Origin of the sequence: Microbispora sp. NPDC046933 (assembly GCF_040644635.1) — a bacterium.
Classification (GTDB): domain Bacteria; phylum Actinomycetota; class Actinomycetes; order Streptosporangiales; family Streptosporangiaceae; genus Microbispora.
Genome location: NZ_JBEYWW010000042.1, coordinates 1 through 18,511 on the forward strand (window position 1 = coordinate 1; position 18,511 = coordinate 18,511).

The 18,511-nt window shown below is 71.8% G+C and carries 17 protein-coding genes and 3 pseudogenes; 13 read left to right on the plus strand and 7 right to left on the minus strand.

The window, feature by feature from the left end; all coding sequences use genetic code 11:
- Both ABZ857_RS37635 and ffh read left to right on the plus strand, forming a co-directional pair.
- Positions 1–122, plus strand: a pseudogene (locus ABZ857_RS37635) (ATP-binding protein); the annotation flags it as partial.
- A 128-nt stretch (positions 123–250) separates the two neighbouring features.
- A complete protein-coding gene (gene ffh / locus ABZ857_RS37640) occupies positions 251–1,798 on the plus strand; it encodes a signal recognition particle protein (RefSeq protein WP_357053460.1) in 1,548 nt (515 codons plus the stop codon).
- Positions 1,799–1,923: 125 nt separating this feature from the next.
- Here ffh and ABZ857_RS37645 read toward each other — a convergent pair whose 3' ends face one another.
- The gene (locus ABZ857_RS37645; RefSeq protein WP_357053463.1) at positions 1,924–2,607 is read right to left on the minus strand and encodes a DUF4232 domain-containing protein; all 684 of its coding nucleotides are present in this window, start codon (positions 2,605–2,607) and stop codon (positions 1,924–1,926) included.
- Positions 2,608–2,872: 265 nt separating this feature from the next.
- Between ABZ857_RS37645 and rpsP the strand changes: the two genes are divergently transcribed.
- From rpsP to ABZ857_RS37695, 10 genes and pseudogenes are all read left to right on the plus strand, one after another.
- Positions 2,873–3,328 carry a 30S ribosomal protein S16 gene (gene rpsP / locus ABZ857_RS37650; RefSeq protein WP_357053466.1) on the plus strand — a complete coding sequence of 152 codons (456 nt, stop codon included), beginning with the start codon at positions 2,873–2,875 and terminating at the stop codon, positions 3,326–3,328.
- 1 nt (position 3,329) lies between these two features.
- Positions 3,330–3,572, plus strand: coding sequence for an RNA-binding protein (locus tag ABZ857_RS37655; protein WP_079320659.1), 243 nt, complete (start codon positions 3,330–3,332; stop codon positions 3,570–3,572).
- 163 nt (positions 3,573–3,735) lie between these two features.
- Positions 3,736–4,254 (plus strand): ribosome maturation factor RimM, encoded by a 519-nt coding sequence (gene rimM, locus ABZ857_RS37660; protein WP_357053469.1) that lies wholly within the window; start codon positions 3,736–3,738, stop codon positions 4,252–4,254.
- A gap of 9 nt (positions 4,255–4,263) precedes the next feature.
- Positions 4,264–5,028: pseudogene (gene trmD / locus ABZ857_RS37665) on the plus strand (tRNA (guanosine(37)-N1)-methyltransferase TrmD); the annotation flags it as partial.
- Positions 5,029–5,302: 274 nt separating this feature from the next.
- Positions 5,303–5,668 (plus strand): 50S ribosomal protein L19, encoded by a 366-nt coding sequence (rplS, locus tag ABZ857_RS37670; protein WP_139580156.1) that lies wholly within the window; start codon positions 5,303–5,305, stop codon positions 5,666–5,668.
- Positions 5,669–5,776: 108 nt separating this feature from the next.
- Positions 5,777–6,628: a signal peptidase I gene (lepB, locus tag ABZ857_RS37675; protein ID WP_357053473.1), complete on the plus strand. Its 852-nt coding sequence runs from the start codon at positions 5,777–5,779 to the stop codon at positions 6,626–6,628.
- Positions 6,629–6,672: 44 nt separating this feature from the next.
- On the plus strand, positions 6,673–7,386 hold the full coding sequence (lepB, locus tag ABZ857_RS37680; protein WP_357053476.1) for a signal peptidase I: 714 nt from the start codon (positions 6,673–6,675) through the stop codon (positions 7,384–7,386).
- 78 nt (positions 7,387–7,464) lie between these two features.
- Positions 7,465–8,190, plus strand: coding sequence for a ribonuclease HII (locus ABZ857_RS37685; RefSeq protein ID WP_357053479.1), 726 nt, complete (start codon positions 7,465–7,467; stop codon positions 8,188–8,190).
- A gap of 54 nt (positions 8,191–8,244) precedes the next feature.
- Positions 8,245–8,568 carry a DUF2469 domain-containing protein gene (locus ABZ857_RS37690; protein WP_036327164.1) on the plus strand — a complete coding sequence of 108 codons (324 nt, stop codon included), beginning with the start codon at positions 8,245–8,247 and terminating at the stop codon, positions 8,566–8,568.
- A 454-nt stretch (positions 8,569–9,022) separates the two neighbouring features.
- The gene (locus ABZ857_RS37695) at positions 9,023–9,559 is read left to right on the plus strand and encodes a M23 family metallopeptidase (RefSeq protein WP_357053482.1); all 537 of its coding nucleotides are present in this window, start codon (positions 9,023–9,025) and stop codon (positions 9,557–9,559) included.
- 187 nt (positions 9,560–9,746) lie between these two features.
- On the opposite strand, the gene ABZ857_RS37700 is transcribed toward ABZ857_RS37695, so the two are convergent.
- From ABZ857_RS37700 to ABZ857_RS37720, 5 genes and pseudogenes are all read right to left on the minus strand, one after another.
- Positions 9,747–10,667, minus strand: coding sequence for a tyrosine recombinase XerC (locus tag ABZ857_RS37700; protein ID WP_357053485.1), 921 nt, complete (start codon positions 10,665–10,667; stop codon positions 9,747–9,749).
- Positions 10,668–11,217: 550 nt separating this feature from the next.
- The gene (gene dprA / locus ABZ857_RS37705; protein ID WP_357053488.1) at positions 11,218–12,489 is read right to left on the minus strand and encodes a DNA-processing protein DprA; all 1,272 of its coding nucleotides are present in this window, start codon (positions 12,487–12,489) and stop codon (positions 11,218–11,220) included.
- Positions 12,489–13,457, minus strand: a pseudogene (locus tag ABZ857_RS37710) (ATP-binding protein); the annotation flags it as partial. The gene dprA and the pseudogene ABZ857_RS37710, both read right to left, overlap by 1 nt.
- A 121-nt stretch (positions 13,458–13,578) precedes the next feature.
- On the minus strand, positions 13,579–14,334 hold the full coding sequence (locus ABZ857_RS37715; protein ID WP_357053491.1) for a magnesium chelatase domain-containing protein: 756 nt from the start codon (positions 14,332–14,334) through the stop codon (positions 13,579–13,581).
- 1 nt (position 14,335) lies between these two features.
- The gene (locus ABZ857_RS37720; protein WP_357053494.1) at positions 14,336–14,689 is read right to left on the minus strand and encodes a YraN family protein; all 354 of its coding nucleotides are present in this window, start codon (positions 14,687–14,689) and stop codon (positions 14,336–14,338) included.
- A gap of 314 nt (positions 14,690–15,003) precedes the next feature.
- On the opposite strand from ABZ857_RS37720, the gene ABZ857_RS37725 reads away from it, so the two are divergent.
- Positions 15,004–16,530 carry a CoA transferase gene (locus ABZ857_RS37725; RefSeq protein ID WP_357053497.1) on the plus strand — a complete coding sequence of 509 codons (1,527 nt, stop codon included), beginning with the start codon at positions 15,004–15,006 and terminating at the stop codon, positions 16,528–16,530.
- Positions 16,531–16,766: 236 nt separating this feature from the next.
- Here the strand turns inward: ABZ857_RS37725 and ABZ857_RS37730 are convergent, their stop codons facing one another.
- The gene (locus ABZ857_RS37730) at positions 16,767–18,179 is read right to left on the minus strand and encodes a WGR domain-containing protein (protein WP_357053500.1); all 1,413 of its coding nucleotides are present in this window, start codon (positions 18,177–18,179) and stop codon (positions 16,767–16,769) included.
- Positions 18,180–18,511 lie beyond the last annotated feature (332 nt).

Genomic DNA, 18,511 nt, shown 5'->3' on the forward strand with positions numbered 1-18,511 from the left:
TGACGTTGTCGCCGGGGGTCCCGATCGTCCGTACCGACGCCCGTGACCGTGAGTCGGTCAAGAGCACCCTGATCACGCTCGTCGAACACGCCCTGGCGTCCCACGTGGGCGCGGCCCGGTGAGGACCGGGAACGGACAGCACCGGCGATCCGCGCCACGGCGGCACGGGCGTGAAGGGCGCGCGGGCGGATAGTCTGGGGAGACTGATGGTTCACCGACCCGTCCACTCGCTTCGAGGCTGGCCAAACACGTGTTCGAGACGCTTTCCGACCGGCTGACTTCGGTCTTCTCCTCCCTTCGGTCCAAAGGCAGGCTTTCCGACGCCGACATCGACGCGACCTGCCGCGAGATCCGCATCGCGCTGCTCGAGGCGGACGTCGCGCTGCCGGTCGTGAAGGACTTCGTGGCCCGGGTCAAGGAGCGGGCCCGCGGCGCCGAGGTCTCCCAGGCGCTCAACCCCGCGCAGCAGGTCGTGAAGATCGTCAACGACGAGCTCATCGAGGTGCTGGGCGGCGAGACGCGGCGGCTGCGCTACGCCAAGAACCCGCCGACCGTGATCATGCTGGCCGGCCTCCAGGGCTCCGGTAAGACGACCCTGGCCGGCAAGCTCGCCAAGTGGCTGCGCGAGCAGGGGCACGCCCCGCTGCTCGTGGCCTGCGACCTGCAACGGCCCAACGCGGTGCAGCAGCTCACCGTCGTGGCCGAGCGGGCCGGGGTGGCGGTGTACGCCCCCGAGCCGGGCAACGGCGTGGGCGACCCCGTGGCGGTGGCCCGGCAGTCGGTGGACCACGCGCGCCGCCAGCAGCACGACGTGGTCATCGTCGACACCGCCGGCCGCCTCGGCATCGACCAGGAGCTGATGAAGCAGGCCGCCGACATCCGCGACGCGGTCACCCCCGACGAGGTCCTGTTCGTGCTCGACGCCATGATCGGCCAGGACGCGGTCAGCACGGCCCGCGCGTTCATGGACGGCGTCGGCTTCGACGGTGTGGTCCTGACCAAGCTCGACGGCGACGCCCGAGGCGGCGCCGCCCTGTCGGTGCGGCACGTCACCGGCCGGCCGATCATGTTCGCCAGCACCGGCGAGAAGCTCGAGGACTTCGACGCCTTCCACCCCGACCGCATGGCGGGCCGGATCCTCGACATGGGTGACATCCTCACCCTGATCGAGCAGGCGCAGAAGACGTTCGACGAGCAGGAGGCCGCCAAGATGGCGGGCAAGCTCGTCTCCGGGGACGGCTTCACGCTGGAGGACTTCCTCGAGCAGATGATGATGGTGCGCCGCATGGGGCCCATCAAGAACCTGCTCGGCATGATGCCGGGCATGGGGCAGATGCGCGAGCAGCTCAACCAGGTCGACGACCGCGACCTGGACCGCATCGCGGCGATCATCCGCTCCATGACGCCCGGCGAGCGCCAGGACCCGAAGATCATCAACGGCTCGCGCCGGGCGCGCATCGCCATGGGGTCGGGCGTCACGGTCACCGAGGTGAACAACCTGGTGGTCCGCTTCTTCGAGGCACAGAAGATGATGAAGCGGATGACCCAGGGCATGGGCATCCCGGGCATGCCCGGCGGGCGCAAGCAGAAGGCGCAGAAGCCCAAGAAGGGCCGCCGTGTCAGCGGCGACCCGCGCAAGGCCGCGCTCGGCAAGGCCGGCGCGAACGCGTCGTCGTCGGACGCCCCGAAGCTGCCCAAGGGCCTGCTCGGCAACGTCGGCGGCGGTCAGCTGCCCCCCGGCCTGGAACTGCCGCCCGGCTTCGACCCGTCGAAGCTGAAGCTGCCCGGCCAGAACTGACGGCCCCGGCCGCCCGCCCGCCGGTTCTCGGCGGGCGGCTGGGTCAAAGGCTCGCCCTGCTTGTCAAAGGCTCGCGCCTGTTGTCAGAGGCTCGCGCGGCGTTGTCAGAGGCTCGCGCGGCGTTGTCAGAGGCTCGCGCCTGGGGCCATCGGCCTGGTGTCGATCCTGCCGTCGTCGCACACCGTCGCGGCGAACGGGACCTCCAGGTGCGCCACCTCGTCCGGCGGAATGATCATCAGCCGGGCCGAGGCGGGGCACCGGGTCTCGGGCCCGCTCGGCACCACCGTCCAGTGAAGCCGGGCGTGCGCGCTCGCGCCCGGGCGCAGCGTGACCCGATGCGGGGTGACGCTCTCGCGGCGGGTCCGCGTACGCAGCACGTCGCCGCGCCCGTCGATGAGGACGAGCCCGACGAAGCCGTACACCCAGCAGGTCTTCGCCGAGGTGTTGGCCAGCACGAGCGGCGCGTAGCGGTTGCCCGCCGCCGCGTCCTGCCGTCCCACGCGGGCCCGCAATCCCGTCGTACGGCACCGCTCGGGGGCGGCGCCCGTGCTTCGTGTGGCCGGGGTTCGTGCCGCGGCGCCGTACCGGACGGACGCCGTGCCCGCGGCGGTGGCCCGCCCCGTGTCCCCGGCGGCGCGCGGGGTCGTCGTCATGTTCGGGGCCGTCGTCATGTTCGGGGTCGTCGTTGTGGCGGAGGTCGTCGCCGGGGCCGCGGCGGCCGCGGAGGGCGGGGCGCTCGCGCCGCAGCCGGCGGCCAGCAGGGCGAGGGCCGCCGCTCCGGCCGTAAGGGTCCTGTTCGTCAGTCGCATAACCTTTGGACGGCCTACCCGCCCGATCAGTTCGCATGCCCGTTCCGGAGCCCTGGGCGTATCGGTGCCGAAATCAGGACGACGGCGGAACCGTCCTTTGCGGAGCATGGGGAATCATCTGGCAGAATGTCAGGCTGGAACATCGTGGCCAGGCGGGTGCCCTCTCACCCCCGCCGGTCGCGCCTGTCCCTCGGGCGGGCTCCCGTCGTGCCCCACTCGATGAGACACCGCTCACCCACGCTCTAATGCAGGAGAGACCACACCCGTGGCAGTCAAGATCAAGCTCAAGCGGCTCGGAATGATCCGCAACCCGCAGTACCGCATCGTCGTCGCCGACGCCCGGAGCAAGCGGGACGGCCGTGCCATCGAGGAGATCGGCCTGTACCACCCGAAGGAGAACCCCTCGCGCATCGAGGTGAACTCCGAGCGGGTGCAGTACTGGCTGGGCGTCGGCGCGCAGCCGACCGACCCGGTCCTGAAGATCTTCAAGCTGACCGGCGACTGGCAGAAGTTCAAGGGCGAGCCCGCCCCCGCCACGCCGCTCCAGGTCGCCGAGCCCAAGCCCGACCGGCACGCGGCGTACGAGGCCGCCGCCAAGGAGTCGCTGTCGGGTGACACCGGCGCCGCCGCCACCACGCCGAAGAAGGCCAAGAAGCCCGTGAAGGCCGAAGAGACCGCCGAGGCCCCGGCCGCGGAGGAGAAGCCGGAAGGCGAGGCCTGAGGTGCTCGAGGAGGCCCTCGAGCACCTGGTCAAGGGCATCGTCGAGCATCCGGACGACGTCCGGGTCCGCGCGCGGCGCATTCGCACCGGGCGTGTTCTCGAGGTCCGGGTCCACCCCGACGACCTCGGCAAGGTCATCGGCCGCGGCGGCCGTACGGCCAAGGCGTTGCGCACCGTCGTCAACGCGTTGTCGAACGGCAAGTACGTGCGGATCGACCTGGTCGACCTGGAAGAGGCGCGCTGAGCCGAACGACGCGTCCGGGGGACCCCGCACCGGGGTCCCCCGGCGTGTTTTCCGGCCTCGGACGGTCTCTTCCGGGTGGTTCATGTGACAGGCCGGTCCGGGCGGTGGCGTTCGGACCGTCGTGTAGAAGCCGCGTTGGAGCGGTAGCGGAGGTAGGCGACAAGTGCAGCTAGTCGTGGGCAGGATCGGCCGCCCGCACGGCGTGCGGGGCGAGGTCACGGTCGAGGTGCGCACCGACGAGCCCGATCTGCGCTTCGCTCCGGGAGCGACGCTGGCCACCGACCCGGCGCCCGCCGGTCCGCTGACAGTCGAGCGGGCCCGGTGGCACAAGGGGATCCTGCTGCTGACCCTGGCCGGAGTGGAGGGCAGGGACGCCGCGGAGGCGCTGCGCGGCACGCTGCTCGTCGTGGACTCCGCGGACCTGCCCCCGATCGAGGACCCCGACGAGTTCCACGACCACGAACTGATCGGCCTGACGGTGGTCACCACCGAGGGGGAGCGGGTCGGCGAGGTCAGCGACGTCCTCCACCACGGACAGGACCTGCTCGTGGTGACCCGTCCCTCCCGTGACGAGGCGTACGTCCCGTTCGTCAAGGCGCTCGTGCCCGAGGTCGACCTTGGCAAGGGGATCCTCGTCGTCGACGCCCCGCCCGGGCTGCTCGACGCCGCAGAGGCGGAGTAGGGGCCGCAGATGCGCGTCGACATCATCTCGATCTTCCCGGAGTACTTCGCCCCGCTCGACGTCTCTCTCATGGGCAAGGCCCGCGAGCGCGGCATCCTCGACATCCACCTCCACCAGCTCCGCGACTGGACGCACGACGTCCACAAGACCGTGGACGACACGCCGTACGGCGGGGGCCCCGGCATGGTGATGAAGCCGGAGGTCTGGGGCGAGGCCGTCGACGCCGTGATCGAGCAGGGACGCGCCGCGTCCGGGGAGGACGCGCTGCCCCGGCTGATCGTCCCCACGCCGAGCGGCCGGCCGTTCACCCAGGAAGTGGCGCTGGAGTACGCCGAGGAGCCCTGGCTGCTGTTCGCCCCGGCGCGGTACGAGGGCATCGACTCCCGCGTCGTCGCCGAGTACGGCGAGCGTCTGCGCGCCGACGAGGTGAGCATCGGCGACTACGTCTTAGCCGGGGGAGAGGCGGCCGTCCTGGTGATGGTCGAGGCCGTGGGCAGGCTGCTGCCGGGGGTCCTCGGCAACGCGCGCTCCGTCGCCGACGACTCCTTCGCGCCCGGGGCCATGGCCAACCTGCTGGAGGGCCCCGTCTACACCAAGCCGCCGGTGTGGCGGGGGCACGAGGTGCCGGAGGTCCTGCTGTCGGGCCATCACGGCAGGATCGCCCGCTGGCGGCGCGACGAGGCGCTGCGCCGTACGCTCGACCGGAGGCCGGAACTGGTCGCCCGGTTCGACCGGGACGGCCTCGACAAGCACGACCGGCGCGTCATCGAGGAGTTCGAGGAACGTCTCGAGGAGCGCCGTGCCGCCGCCGCGTCTCACACCGGGCTTCCCCCTGGGGTTCGCACCGGGTTTCGCACCGGGTTTCGCGATGGGCCGGAAGATGTGGCAGACTGAATCGCTGCTGCCTACTTCGGCATGGCCGGGTGCGCCCGGCCTGGACGTGGCAGACAAGACGTATCAAGCCAAGCGCGCGTGTCCCCCTCGTCGCCGAGCCTCCGGGCCGGCCGGGTGGACCTCCGCGTGCCCATGTCAATGAGGAACCGCCGCCATGCACACGCAGATCCAGGAGATCGAGAAGGCTGCCCTTCGCAGCGACGTACCGGCCTTCCGCCCGGGTGACACGCTGGAGGTCCACGTCCGCGTCGTCGAGGGCAACCGGTCCCGCATCCAGGTGTTCAAGGGCTTCGTCCTGCGCCGCCAGGGCGGTGGCATCCGTGAGACGTTCACGGTCCGCAAGGTCAGCTACGGCGTCGGCGTCGAGCGCACCTTCCCGGTTCACAGCCCCGTGATTGAGAAGATCAACGTCGTGACCCGCGGCGACGTCCGCCGGGCCAAGCTGTACTACATGCGTGACCTGCGCGGAAAGGCCGCCCGCATCCGCGAGAAGCGCGAGGCGCAGCCGGCCGCCAAGTAAGGCTTTGGGGATCGTGGTCCGTGCCTCAGGCGCGGGCCACTTTCTTTTTGCCGGTGATGCGGTGTCCCCGGCGCTCGCCGTCGTGGACATCATCTAGGCTCAGCAGCGATGGCTAGCGAGGGACAGGGGCCGGGCACGCGCCGCCCTGCCGAGGACGGGGTGGACGTGGTCGCCGAAGACGTCAAGCAGAACGCCGAGGACGGGAAGAAGAAAGGCTCGTTCTGGCGGGAGTTGCCCGTCCTGATCGTGGTCGCCCTCGCTCTGGCCCTGCTGATCAAGTCTTTCGTGGTCCAGGCGTTCTACATCCCGTCCGAGTCGATGGAGGACACCCTCCTCATCAACGACCGGGTGCTGGTGAACAAGCTGGTCTACCACGTACGCGACATCGAGCGCGGCGACATCGTCGTGTTCTCCGGGGTGGACTCCTGGGATCCCGAGGTGAAGCTCGAGGAGCCGTCCAACCCCATCGCGGCCGGGCTGCGCTGGCTCGGCACCGCGTTCGGGGTCGTGCCGGGGGAGAAGGACTACATCAAGCGCGTCATCGGCGTGCCGGGTGACAAGGTCAAGTGCTGCGACGAGCAGGGCCGGGTCACGGTGAACGGCGTGCCGCTGGACGAGAAGTCGTATCTGTACCCGGGGAACGCGCCGTCGGACCGGCCGTTCGAGGTCACCGTCCCGCCGGACCGCCTGTGGGTGATGGGCGATCATCGCTCGGTGTCCTGGGACTCCCGCCTGCACATGGGCGACCCGGGCGGCGGCACCATTCCCGCCGACAAGGTGATCGGTCGCGCGTTCGTCATCGTCTGGCCGTTCAACCGGGCCAAGATCCTGCCGATTCCGGAGACGTTCGCGCAGCCGGCGCTCCAGGCGGCCCTGGGGGCGGCGCCGTTCGTCGCGGGCTTCGCGGGGGCCGTGCCACTGGTGGCCCTGCGCCGGCGGCTGGTGAGGCGTAGGACGTGACGGGGGACGCGACGGGGGACGTGACGGGGCCGGAGGAGAGAGCCGTGGGAGAGGCCGACGAGAGTCGGTTAGGCGCCGCCGGGCCGGTCGGGTCCGCGGAAGGCGTTCCCGAGGACCCGGTGGAGCCGGCCGCGGAGACCGCGGGCGAGGGCGAGCGGAGCACCCGCGGAAAGACGGGCGGGCCCGCGAAGAAGAAGGGCTCCGGCCTTCTGGAGACCCTCATGTACACGCTCGGCGGGGTCGTCGTCGCCCTGCTGGTCCACACCTTCCTGCTGCAGTCGTTCTACATCCCGTCGGAGTCGATGCAGAACACGCTCCTGGTCAACGACTACGTGGTGGTCAACAAGCTCGCGTACAAGCTCGGGCCGGTGGAGCGCGGCGACATCGTGGTCTTCAAGGGCTGGGACGGCGAGGACACGATCAAGCGGGTGATCGGCGTCGGCGGCGACCACGTCAAGTGCTGCGACGCCAAGCAGCGCATCACCGTGAACGGGACGCCGCTGGACGAGGAGGGCAAGTACCTCTACCCGGGGGCCAAGCCCTCCGACCGTGAGTTCGACGTGAAGGTCCCCAAGGGGCGCCTGTGGCTGATGGGCGATCACCGGAACAACTCGGCGGACTCGCGCTTCTACACGGACGACGGGCACCAGGGCACGATCTCCGAGGACGACGTCACCGGGCGGGCGTTCCTGCGCTACTGGCCGCTGAACCGGATCTCGTTCCTCTCCCGGCCCGGCACTTTCTCCGTCGTACGCTGATCTCACCTGCGGCTTTGCCGTCGGTGGTGGTTCCGGCCGTATCGCCGGTCCCGAATGGGGCGTAATCTGCTTGTCGTCATGACAGCTGCCTATCGCCCGCGCCCGAGTGTCGTACGACGGGACTCCGGGCTCTACGGCTACGAGCGGGCCCTGGCCCGCCGGGGGTTCACGCCGGTCGCCGGGGTGGACGAGGCCGGGCGCGGAGCCTGCGCCGGGCCGCTGGTCGTCGCCGCGGTCGTGCTGGGGCGGGAGATCGACGGGCTGAGCGACTCCAAGCTCCTGACCGAGGCCGTACGCGAGCGCCTCTACGAGCGGATCACGGCGACCGCCCGGGCCGTGAGCGTGGTCGTGATCCCTCCCGAGGAGATCGACTCGCGCGGCCTGCACAAGTGCAACGTCGCGGGGATGCGGCGGGCCGTCGCCGGGCTGGGGCTCGTCCCCGGTTACATCCTCGTGGACGGCTTCCCGGTGGCCGGGCTGCCCGCGCCGTCGCTGGCCGTGTGGAAGGGCGACCAGGTCGCCGCGTGCGTTGCGGCGGCCTCGATCGTGGCGAAGGTGACGAGGGACCGGCTGATGCACGGCCTCGACGAGGTCTACCCGCAGTACGGCTTCGCCCTGCACAAGGGCTACGTGACCCCCGGCCACCGGCGGGCCCTGGCCCGGCACGGGCCCAGCCCCCACCATCGGTTCTCGTTCGTGACGGTGGCCAGGGTGACTCGTGGGACAAGGATCCCGGCCGGGGGCCTGTGGACGGGGCAGGATGAGGACATGCGCGAGAATGAGGTCGGGACCGGTGTCGCCTGAACGGGTCGGCCTCGACAGTGGGATCCCGACGGGGAGTGGAAGAGGAGGACCGGGATGAGCGCGGAAGATCTCGAAAAGTACGAGACCGAGATGGAGCTGCAGCTCTACCGGGAGTACCGCGACGTGGTCGGCCTGTTCACCTACGTGGTCGAGACCGAGCGGCGCTTCTATCTCACCAACTCCGTCGACCTCGACGTCCGCACCGCCGAGAACGGCGATGTCTTCTTCGACGTGAAGATGCAGGACGCCTGGGTCTGGGACATGTACCGCCCGGCGCGTTTCGTGAAGAACGTGCGGGTTGTGACCTTCAAGGACGTCAACATCGAGGAACTGGCCAAGCCCGACCTCGAGATGCCCAAGGAGGGCTTCTCGAGCTGATCGTGCGCCGCCTGTCCCCAGAACGGCGTTCGGCCACTCGGCGCACGCCTTCGGGGCGCATCGTCGTGGCATGCGTCTTGTCGCGTACGTGCTCGTACTGGTCCTGCTGACCGTCGCCCTCACCCGGCCATCCGGCGCCGTCCGGCCTGTGGCCGCCGCAGGCTCCATGGGGCCGCTCGTCACAACGGCGAGGGCGCCGGGAGCTTTCGGGGGTGTGGCGTCCCGGTCCGCGCGCGTGAAGAGGGTCGGGCCGGGTCGCTCTATCGGGCCCGGTCGCTCCATCGGGCCGGCAGGCGGATCGCCGGTCGGGCCTGACCGGGTTGAGGACGCCCTGTCGGTGGGGCCGGATCGGGCTGGAGAGGCCGTGCCGGTGGGGCCTGACCGGGTTGAGGACGCCCTGTCGGTGGGGCCGGATCGGGCTGGAGAGGCCGTGCCGGTGGGGCCGGATCGGGCTGTGAACGCCGTCTCCGCGGGGGCGGCCCGCTCTCGTGGGGTCGCGCGGCCGGTAGGGCCGGTCGCGCCGGGCCCGCTGGGGCCGCATGGGGAGGCGACCGGCTGGCGATGGCCGCTTTCCGGGCCCGCACGCCCGATCAGGCGCTTCGACCCGCCCCCGCAGCGGTGGCTGGCCGGCCACCGGGGCGTGGACCTGGCCGCGAGGCCCGGCGAGAAGGTCTTGGCCGTAGGACCGGGAACCGTCGGCCTGGCGGAGCGGGTCGCCGGCCGGGGGGTCGTGACGATCTCGCACTCCGGTGGCCTGCGCACCACCTACCTGCCGGTCCGCGCACTGGTCCGGCCCGGTGACGTCGTCGCGGCCGGTCAGGTCATCGGCACCGTCGAGGAGGACAGCGCCGCTCACTGCATGGTCTCCTGCCTGCACTGGGGACTCTTGCGTGGGCGTCTCTACCTGGACCCGCTCCTCCTGTTCGGCTTGGGGCAGGTCCGCCTCCTGCCCCGCTGGCCCGTCAGCGGAGCCCGCCAGACGCCACGATGACCGACAGGCGGGTGACAGCCGTGCCGGTGGGTGGGGCGTGGCTGACGCGCATCCCCAGTGCTCGGGCGCGACGGTCAGGCGGTGTGCTCAAGTGTGGTGGTCGGCGCGGTGGTCAGGCGCTGGTCAAGTGTGGTGGTCGGCGCGGTGCTGAGGCAGTGTCCTCAGGCAGTGCCCTCAGGCAGTGTCCTCAGGCGCGGGGATGGGCCTGGCGATAGGCCGCCCGTAGCCGCTCGATGGACACGTGCGTGTAGATCTGCGTGGTGGCCAGGGAGGCGTGCCCGAGCATCTCCTGCACGGATCGTAGGTCGGCCCCGCCTTCGAGCAGATGAGTGGCGGCGGTATGACGCAGCCCGTGCGGGCCCATGTCGGGGGCGCCCTCGACCTGCGCCAGACGCGCGTGCACGACGCGCCGGACGGTGCCCTGGTCGATCCGGCCTCCTCGGGCGCCGAGGAAGAGCGCGGGGCCGCTCTTTTCGCGAACCCACAGGGGCCTGCCCCGCACGCACCAGGCGTCAAGGGCGTGCAGGGCGGGCAGTCCGAAGGGAACCGTCCGCTCCTTGCGTCCCTTGCCCAGCACGCGGACCGTGCGGCGGCCCCGATCCACGTCGTCCACGTCCAGGCCGCACAACTCGCTCACCCGCATGCCGGTCGCGTACAGCAGCTCCAGCATCGCCCGATCGCGCAGGTCCCTGGGGTCGCCCGGCCCCTGCGTGCCGAGGACGGCCTCGGCCTCGGTCTGGTCCAGCACCTTGGGCAGCCGGCGTTCGGCCTTCGCCGTGCCGAGGAGCAACCCGGGGTCACTCGCCAGCCATCCCCGCCGATGGCAGAAGGCGGTGAACACCCGGGCACAGGCGGAACGGCGGGCCAGCGTCGCCCTCGAGCGTCCGGCCTGGTGCTGGTCCCCCAGCCAGTCGCGCAGGACGGTGACGTCAAGAGCGGACACGTCGTCGTGCCCGGCGGCCCGCATGTGCGCGAACAGCGAGGAGATGTCCGCGAGATACGCCCTGAGCGTGTGCGGCGACAGGTCCCGTTCGAGACGCAGATGCCGCTCGAACCGCTCCAGGACGGCGTCGAACTCCCCGCGACCCTGCGCTTCGCCGGTTGCCACGACGTCCCTCCCCCTCGCTTCCGGCTCGGTGCCGGTGCGGCCGGCGCCGCCCCACCGGTGAGCCGGAGCCCGGTGACTCTCGTAGTCGCGGTGGCGCGACCATGCGGCACGACCGTCGACGCGGACCGCCGTGTCCGTTGCGCTGTGTCCCCTTGCGCCGTCTCTTGCGCCGTGTCCCTTGCGCCGTTTCCCTTGCGCTGTGTCCCTTGCGCCGTGTCCCTTGCCCCCTGGACGGCATCCGATGCGCTTGAGTCATTCGTCCCCGCGAGCCCGGGCAGGAGACACGGACACGATCCGCATGCTATCCGTCGATCTCATCCCGCGGAGCGCCGAACGCCGGGCGCGCGGTGTCTGTATGTGCGACAGCGCGGGCCGCCCTGCCCGGCCGGTCAAGCGGATGGTCGTGGCCGGATAGGACGGGGCGGCGGCCTGCTGCACCCGCGCGGTCGGCACCGTCACAGCCGGGCGAGGGCCGACAACCGCGCCGGCAAGGGTCCGCCCAGTACGCCATGGTGTCGCCGCTGCCCCTGTGGCGCCGCAAGCCGCCCGTTCACTGGCGCGCGGCAGGCCGCAGCCGCCACCCTCGGTCCACGTTTTCGACGAACCCCGCGGCGGCCAGAGCGCCGAGACAGGCGACCGCCGTCCCGATGTCCACACCGGCGGCGACGGCGATCGCGGCGGGACCCGTGGCGCCCCGTGCGGGGATCGCTTCGAGCACACGTCTGGTCTCGTCGTTGAGCCCGTCACGAGGCCGCACGGGCCCGCGTCGCTCCGGTGCGAGGTCGTCACCAATGGAGCCGACCAGCTCGATGATCTCCTCGGGTGCGGTGACGCAGACGGCCTTGCCCTGACGGATCAGGACGTGGCAGCCCGTGGAGACCTCCGTGGTGATGGGACCGGGCACGGCCATCAGGTGCCGGTTCAGGCTCCAGGCGTGCGTGGCCGTGTTGAGCGCACCGCTGCGTGCGGCCGCCTGGACGACAACGGTCCCTCGGGACAGGGCGGCGATCACCCGATTGCGGATCAGGAACCGCAGCCGGGTGGGGTGTGCGCCTGGCGGCCACTCACTGACCACCACGCCCTGCTCGCGCACGGCGCGGAACAGGTCCTCGTGCGCGCTGGGATAACACACGTCTGTCCCGCAGGCGAGCACGACGATCGTCGGCGTTCCGGAGGCGAGCGCGCCCCGGTGGGCGGCGCCGTCGATCCCGTAGGCGCCACCGCTGATGACCGTCCACCCGCGCCCGCCGAGACTCATGGCGAACTCGGCCGCCACGGTCGTGCCGTACGCGGTCGCGGCCCTGGCTCCGACGACGGAGACCGAGCGCAGGCAGGAGAACCGCAGGTTCGCCCGTCCGTCCACCCACAGTCCGAACGGCCGGGCGTCCCCGAGGTCGTCGAGCTGAGTGGGCCATTCGACGTCACCCGGAACGACGAGCCGCGCTCCTCGCTGCGTGCCTTGCGCCAGGTCGCCTGCCGGGTCCGTGTAGCGGGCCGCCCAGGCGGCCGCATGCCGAGCGAGATCCAGGTGGCGCCTGGAATCCTCGGCGCGGTCCCTCTCATCACGCGCGAAGCCAGGGGCCAGCACGCCGCGTTTCGCCTGCTCCATCGCGCCCACGGGGCCATAGCGGGCGATCAAGCGGCCCATCACCGCGTCGCCTGCCTCAGCCATCCGCATGATCGCCACGCGGGCCAGCCGTTCCTCCCTTCCAGAACCGGCGGCGTCGCCGACGTCCCCGGCCGGGCCGGAGGCGTCCGCCGCCTGGGTGAGAGCGTCGCCGACCGGCGCGCCGGCCGCGGTGGGGAACTCAGTCGCTTCCATCAATCCACTCCGAGCCACAGTGCGAGGGCCGCCGACGTCTCGGTCTGGCCCGGACGGTCCTTGCCCGCGAGATCCGCGAGCGTCCAGGAGACGCGGAGCACGCGATCAAGACCGCGTGCGCTGAGCGTGCCCACGTCGAGACCTCGATGGAGCGGGGTCATCGCGGCGTCGGGCAGGCGGAAGTCACGGTGCAACGCGGAGGAGGCCACCTCCGCGTTGGTGCGCCAGGGGGTGCCGGCCAACCGTCTGGCGGCGCGCTCGCGCGCCAGCCTCACCCGCTCGGCCACGGTCGCGCTGGTCTCCACGAAGTGCCGGTCCGCGAGCAACTCGGCGCGGGTGGCCCGGCCGATCTTCACCTTCACGTCGACGCGGTCCAGCAGCGGCCCGGAGAGCCGGTCGAGGTAACGGCGCCGGCCCGCGGGGGTGCACCTGCAGGGGTGTCCGACCGTTCCCTGCAGGCCGCACGGACACGGATTGGCCGCCAGGACGAGCATGAACCGAGCGGGGAACGTGACCGTGCCGACGGCCCGCGCGATGGTCACCGTCCCCGACTCGAGGGGTTGCCGCAGGGAGTCGAGCACGGTCGTCGCGAACTCCGGTGCCTCGTCGAGGAAGAGCACGCCTCGATGTGCGAGCGACACCGCTCCTGGCCGCACGACGCCTCCGCTCCCGCCGCCCACGACGGCCGCCATCGTCGCGCTGTGATGCGGGGCCATGAAAGGGGGCCGGGTGAGCAGAGGACGCCCCGGCGGCAGCGTTCCCGCCACCGAGTGGATGGCCGACACCTCCAGGGCCTTCTCCTGGTCGAGCGGCGGCAGGAGGGTCGGCAGGCGCTCGGCGAGCATCGTCTTGCCACTCCCCGGTGGGCCCAGCATCCAAAGGTTGTGCCCTCCGGCCGCGCACACCTCCAGCGCCTTGCGGCCCATCGGCTGCCCGGCCACGTCGCACAGGTCCGGCCCCGGCACGCCCCGGTCGCCGCCGGAGGGTCCGGTCAGACGCGACGCATCGAAGGGCGCGGCCGGACCCGAGCCGCCGCGCGGGGTGCCCGGGACGCCGGCCGGACGGCGGCCCGACTCGCGCCCGACCGTGTCACCGCGGCAGCCGCCGGGTGCGTCGGCGGTGGCAGGAGACCTGCCGGACCGTACGTCCCCCACGTCCCCCCACGTCCCCCACGTCCCCCACGTCCCCCACGTCCCCCACGTCCCCGACGTGCTCGACGTCCCTGACGTTCCCGACGTGCTCCGGATCGTCGAAGCTCCCGGCGTCCCCGATGCGCTCGGCGTCCTGCGAAAGCGAGGCGGCGTCCGCCACCACCGGGAGCCGGTGCAGGTCTCCCGAGCGCAGCCACCCCACCAGTTCGCCGAGCGTGGCGACGGGAACCACGGTGAGATCGGGCACGAGAGCGGCCTCGGCGGCGTTGAGCGCGGGCACCACGACCGTGCGCACCCCCGCCTCCGCGGCGGCGAGCGCGGCCGGCAGCACACCTCTGATCGGCCGGACCCGCCCGTCGAGGCCGAGCTCACCGAGGAACATCGGCGCCGCGATCCGCTGCGCGGGCACGGCGCCGGCCGCGCCGAGCACCGCGATCGCGATGGCCAGGTCGAAGATCGATCCTCGCTTGGGCAACGTGGCCGGGAACAGGCTCACGGTGACCCGCGCGTCAGGCCAGGCGAACCTGCTGTTGATCAGCGCGGACCTCACGCGGCCCCGGGCTTCGCTGATAGCGGTGTCGAGAAGCCCGATGAAGTGCGTTCCGGCGATGCCGGGGCCCACATCGGCCTCGACCTCCACCAGGCGTCCTGTGACGCCCACGAGGCCGACGCAGTGGGTCCGGGCGACGGGCATCTCAGACCACCCCGCGTTCGTGCCTGAGCGAGAAGTCGCCGGCGAACCGCTCGATCGCGATCACGTCGACCCTGATCGTGTCGAAGCGCTCGGTGTGCGTGGCCAGCCACCTGACGGCCAGCGTCCGCAGGCGCAGCAGCTTCTCGCCGGTCACCGCCTCGAAGGCGGTGCCGTGGCTGCGCCCTGAACGGGTCTTCACCTCCACGATCACCAGCGCGTTGCCGTCACGCGCCACGATGTCGATCTCGCCCTCCGCGCAGCGCCAATTGCGGTCGAGCACGCGCATGCCCTTCGCCGTCAGAAAGGTCACGGCGAGTTGTTCGCCCTGCCTGCCCAGCCGATCCTTCGCCGCCATGGGACCACCTCCGGCGCAGACACTCGCCGAAGCGGCCCCCGGCCCGCGCCACCGAACCGCTTTCTGTGGAAAAGCCCGCCGCGCGAATCGACGGCTGTGGATGGCCGGAGGAAACCGCAGGTGGACATGGTGAGAGCGCTCTCGTCGTCCACAGCCAAGGCCAGGAGCGCAAGCGGGGAGGGCGGCCGCGGGCAGACTGCGACCGGCATGGATACTTGCCCCGGCTACCGGGAGGCGGGTGGCGGGCTCTGTCGTGACGGAGCACGCCGCCGGTTATCGGGCGGCGCAGGGCATCGGCGGTGAGGAGTCGGGCATTGACCGCGAAACTGATCAGGGAACTGGGCGCGGACGTCGGGGTCACCCTGCCAGAGGTCCGGGTCACCGGCGAGGACCCCGTCCTGCCGTCCGTCTTCCCCCTCGGGACGATGGCCGCGGCCTCCGCCGGCGCCCTGACCGCCGCCGTCGCGGCGCACGCCGCCCGAAGCGGGGGGAGCGGCCGGGCAGAGCCCGGCGCCCGGGAAGCGTCTCGCGGCGCGCACGGCGACCCGGACGTGACGATCGATGTCCGTCACGCCGCCGTGGCCTTCCAGAGCGAGCGGCATTTCCGCGCCGACGGGAATCCCATGGACGTCTGGGCCGCGCTGTCGGGGGACTACCGCACCTTGGACGGCTGGGTCAGGCTCCACTGCAACTTCGACCACCACCGTGACGCCGCCGTACGCGCGCTCGGGCTGCCCCCCGGATCCGGCAAGGAGGACGTCGGCAGGGCGTGCGCCGGCCGTACGGCGGTGGAGATCGAGGAGGCGGTGATTCGCGAGGGCGGCTGTGCGGCGGCGATGCGGAGCAGGGCCGAGTGGCTCGCGCACCCGCAGGCACGGGCGGTGGCCGGCCTTCCTCTCGTCGGCGTCTCCCGGTTGCCCGATCCGGGCGGCCAGAGGGGTGGGGGCGGAACCGGCAGTGGTGGGGCCGGCAGCGGTCGAACCGGCAGTGGTGGGACCGGCAGCGGTGGGACCTGGCGCACCAGGGTCGGCCATATGCCGGGCGGTCTTGGAAGGGGACTCACGGCCGGGCCGGAGCGGCCGCTCGGCGGCGTGCGGGTTCTCGACCTGACCCGCGTGATCGCCGGGCCGGTGGCCGCGCGGGCGCTCGCGGCGTACGGCGCGGACGTGCTGCGTGTCGGCGCCGCCCACCTGCCCGAGGTGCCGGGGCTGGTGGTGGAGACGGCGTTCGGCAAGCGGTCGTGCCACATCGACCTGCGTTCCGAGGCGGACACGCTGCGGGAGCTGGTCCGCCAGGCCGATGTGATCATCCAGGCGTACCGGCCCGGGGCCCTGCGGGCCAGGGGCTTCGGGCCGGACGACCTCGCCGCGCTGCGGCCCGGCATCGTCTGCGTCGACATCTCCGCGTACGGCTCGCGCGGGCCGTGGGCCTCACGGAGGGGATTCGACAGCCTGGTCCAGATGGCATGCGGGATCGCCCACGAGAACGGCGACGGCCTGCGGCCGAGCCCGCTGCCCGCGCAGGCTCTCGACCACGGCACCGGTTACCTGGCCGCGTTCGGTGCGGTCGCCGCGCTGCTGAGGCGGACGGCCGAGGGCGGCTCCTGGCACGTGGAGGTGTCGTTGGCGAGGACCGCGGCGTGGCTCGACGACCTCGGCAGGATTGACGCGGCGGGGGTGCGGCAGCCCCAGGTGGAGGATCTTCTGGCGACGATGGACAGCCCCTTCGGCACGCTCACCTATGTGACCCCGCCCGGCGCCGTCGACGAGGAACGGCCACGCTGGACGAGCCCGCCGCCCCGCCAGGGAGAGCACCCCGCCACGTGGCCTCCCTCCTCCTGACGGTCGACGGCATGAGGCAGGGGGAACAGCGGTGGCCATCTGGGATGCGGGCCCGCTGGGTAGGGGCGACGGTCGCGTGGGTGAGGCTCGTTGCCGGAAGAGCGACGGCGGCCCTCCGGAGCACCCCGACGGCTCGCGGGGGCGGCCGCTCTGTCGGGCCGGGTCCGGACAGGCGTTCGAGAGGTCCGGCAGGCGCGTGGAACGCCGCTGACGGGACGATCGCGGCCGTGCCGCGCCTACAGCAGCCGCCTGATCTCGCCACAGGTCCGGTAGAAGCCGCCCCGGCCGGCGGGGCGAACGCCCTCGACCAGGTAGCGGGCGCCGGGCTCGCGGATGTCCTTGGGGAACTGCACGTTCCACGCCTCGTAGCCCGGGCTGGTCACGCGGACGCGCAACCGCTCACCTTCGCGCACGCACTCCACGACCACTCCGTCGCCGGCGTGGCTGACGGTCTCCAGCACGACCGACGGCTCCACCACCGGAAGCGAGGCGGCGGCCTTCACGTCGACGGGCTCGGGCACCGAACCCTCACACGCGGCGGCGATCGCGGCCTCGCTCGCGTCGATGCAGGCCAAAGACCCGTCGGTGGTGACGATGTAGAGGCGGTCGTCGAGGAACTGCATGGAGAAGGCCGATCCGCAGCCGGTGCCGAGCTTCCACAGCCGCTCTCCGGACGCGGCGAAGCAGTACACCGACGAGTGGCTGTCGCCCGCGAAGACGTAACGGCCCTCCGGCGAGGTGGCGCAGGAGTAGACGGGACCGTCGCACCGGTAGACGGCCTCGACCCGGCCGTCGCTCTTGGCCAGACGGTGGACGGTGCGGCGAGCGGTCGCGGCGTAGACGGCGTCCTCCTCCTGCCAGCCGAACAGGACCTGGTCGGCCGAGGAGGTGTGCCAGACGAGGGCGCCGTCGGAGGCGTCGTAGCGGGCCACGCCACCGGAGTGGCCGTGGTAGACCGCGTCCTCGTCGCACCGCACCATCCAGGCGTAGTCTCCCTGGCCCGTACGCGCCCACTGGAACTCGTCCTCGTAGTCGATCGTGGTGATCCGCCCGGCCCGGTCGGAGACGCCGAGGACGCCGTCGTGGATGTCCAGCCAGTAGATGTCGACGTCGGAGGCGATCTCGTAGGCCACCCTGGGCACCTTGCCGCTCAGGTCGTACACCTTGCCGTCGTCGCAGCCCGCGTAGATCCAGAAGTCGTCGGCCACGATGCACTTGACTCCGTCCGGCAGGCGGAAACGGCCGGTCACGGTGCCGGAGTGGGTGATCGTGTACACGTCGCCGCGCTGGTTGCCGACCCAGCAGCGCTCCTCGTCCACAAACACGCCGAAGGCGGAGGCGCCGCTGTCGAAGCGCCACAGGACCGGCGCCTGCCGGGCGGTGGAGTGGGTGCTCACGATGGTCCTGCGGGTGACCGGCCTGCGCTGGCGCACGCCCCGGACCGCCGGGGCGTAGCCCTTGCGCAGCTTCTCGTTGATCTTCTTGGCCGCCGCGGCCCGCGCCTTGTCCTCGGTGGGGAAGTCGGTGACCTTGGTCTGCCCCGCCTCGCCGATGCGCCCATACGTGATGGTCACCCGCGTTCCGGAGACGATGGTCTCGTAGAACTTGTGCGCTCCGCCGCCGTCCTCGGACAGCTCAAGGTAGGTCATGTCCCGCCTTCTCCAGTTAAGACCGGCTTGATCGATTGGTCGGGAGGCTAGAGGACGGCGGCGACAATCCGCGGGCGAATGATCGGCTTCGCCGGCGGGCGCGTGTCCGCCGGCCACGCGCCAGGGCGTGTGGTGTGGCGGCGTGCTGATCCGGCAAGGGTCAACTGAAGGGGTGGATCCGGGTAGACTGTTCGACGGCCTGCTAGGCGGGCCGAATTCGCACGCCCATCCACGAGCCGCCTTCTCGGTCCGGACCGCGTCCGGTGAAAGCGGCCCGGGGCGTCAGGGCGCGGGCAAGACGTCCGCGTGACCAACCGAGACCGTGCCCGAGG

Bases quoted from the DNA above. Each gene is read 5' to 3' on its own strand.
- ABZ857_RS37715 (WP_357053491.1), bottom strand. From the start codon at position 14,334: ATGCCCGTCGCCCGGACCCACTGCGTCGGCCTCGTGGGCGTCACAGGA.
- ABZ857_RS37685 (WP_357053479.1), top strand. From the start codon at position 7,465: ATGACAGCTGCCTATCGCCCGCGCCCGAGTGTCGTACGACGGGACTCC.
- ABZ857_RS37720 (WP_357053494.1), bottom strand. From the start codon at position 14,689: ATGGCGGCGAAGGATCGGCTGGGCAGGCAGGGCGAACAACTCGCCGTG.
- lepB (WP_357053473.1), top strand. From the start codon at position 5,777: ATGGCTAGCGAGGGACAGGGGCCGGGCACGCGCCGCCCTGCCGAGGAC.
- rplS (WP_139580156.1), top strand. From the start codon at position 5,303: ATGCACACGCAGATCCAGGAGATCGAGAAGGCTGCCCTTCGCAGCGAC.
- dprA (WP_357053488.1), bottom strand. From the start codon at position 12,489: ATGGAAGCGACTGAGTTCCCCACCGCGGCCGGCGCGCCGGTCGGCGAC.
- ABZ857_RS37730 (WP_357053500.1), bottom strand. From the start codon at position 18,179: ATGACCTACCTTGAGCTGTCCGAGGACGGCGGCGGAGCGCACAAGTTC.
- ABZ857_RS37690 (WP_036327164.1), top strand. From the start codon at position 8,245: ATGAGCGCGGAAGATCTCGAAAAGTACGAGACCGAGATGGAGCTGCAG.
- ABZ857_RS37645 (WP_357053463.1), bottom strand. From the start codon at position 2,607: ATGCGACTGACGAACAGGACCCTTACGGCCGGAGCGGCGGCCCTCGCC.